Origin of the sequence: Thioalkalivibrio sp. ALE19 (assembly GCF_000428605.1) — a bacterium.
Lineage (GTDB): Bacteria > Pseudomonadota > Gammaproteobacteria > Ectothiorhodospirales > Ectothiorhodospiraceae > Thioalkalivibrio.
Window position 1 is genome coordinate 1 of record NZ_AUAG01000063.1, and the last position, 1332, is coordinate 1332.

Sequence of the window (1332 nt, forward strand, 5' to 3'; positions counted from 1 at the left end):
CCCGCCGGCCTCAGGCCGTGGCCCGGCTGCCGTGGTCCCTGCCCATGACCTCGCAGGCAATGGCCCAGATAAAGCCGGCCAGTTCCCGGCCCACCGCGGTGGTCACCTGCTGCTTGAGCTTGCCGGCCCGCATCAGGTGCTGGTAGCGCCCGCATAACCGCTTTTGCGCCTCCCAGGCGATGCCCTGGACCTTCACCGAGGCCTTCTCGGCGCGCCGCTCGATCTCGCGGGTCTTGCGTGCCGGGAAGCGGTAGTTCCAGGCGGCCTCCACCAGGACGCGCCGCACATGCCCGTTGCCGGTCCTGGTGATGCCTCCCTGGCGACGGCTGGAACCACTGGAGTGCTCGCTGGGCACCAGTCCGAGATAGGCCATCAGCTGGCGCGGGGAGTCGAACCGGCTGATGTCCCCCAGTTCCGCCAGGATCGTCATGGCGCTGATCAGGCCGATGCCCCGCATGGCCATCAGGCCCTCCGCCACCGGGGCAAGTGACCAGTGCGGCAACGCCTCGCGCATCTGCTGCTCCAGGCCGGCGACCTGCCGCTGGGCCACCCTGACCGCCTCGATGTACTCCTGCAGCACGATCTGCTGGACGGGCGAGTCGAAGGTCACCGTCTCCAGCCACCGAAAGTGCGCCTGTGTCCAGCGGCTCTTGCCCGGATACACCTTGCCGTGACGCAGCAGAAACGCGCCCAGCGTCTGCCGCGCCTTGAGCTCCAGCTTCTTCATGTCCTCCCGCGCGCGGGTCAGGTCGCGGATGGCCTCCTGTTCCGGCGTCGGGACCCAGACGGCGGTCAGTTCCCCGGCGCGCGACAACCGCGCCAGGCCCAGCGCATCGCGGCGGTCGGTCTTGCGCCGCTCGCCCGCCTTCTGCGGAATCAGGGACGGGGCCACGACCTCGCAATCATGGCCGGTGGTGAGGATCTGCCGATACAGCCCGTATCCGCACGGACCGGCCTCGTACACCCACAACAGCCGCTCGCCGCCGTACCGGGCGCTGAGCCGCTCGAGCAGCCGGGCCACCTTCTTCGGCGTGTTGGGAATCTCGCCGTAATACTCCGGCGCTCCACGACCGCACTCGGCCACCGCCACCGCGATCGTCTCCTTGTGCACGTCCAGCCCGATGTAGACGCCGTACACATCGGCGGCCTGCTCCACCGCCTGCCTCACGCCGGCCAGACCCGACACCGGCCCTGCATCCTTCATCCCTTCCGCGCTAAACTGGTTCATGACCTGCCCCCTCGATATTGGCTCTGTGTTGAAGGTGGTTGTCCCAACCCCGAGAACATAACCCACGCTCTCGAGGTCGGGCAGGTCAATCCATCATGTCTACG

The 1332-nt window shown here is 68.2% G+C and carries 1 protein-coding gene; it reads right to left on the reverse strand.

Annotated elements, in window-relative coordinates; all coding sequences use genetic code 11:
* Positions 1-10: 10 nt before the first annotated feature.
* Positions 11-1228 carry an IS110 family transposase gene (locus tag F787_RS0113995; RefSeq protein ID WP_028492586.1) on the reverse strand — a complete coding sequence of 406 codons (1218 nt, stop codon included), beginning with the start codon at positions 1226-1228 and terminating at the stop codon, positions 11-13.
* Positions 1229-1332: the final 104 nt, after the last annotated feature.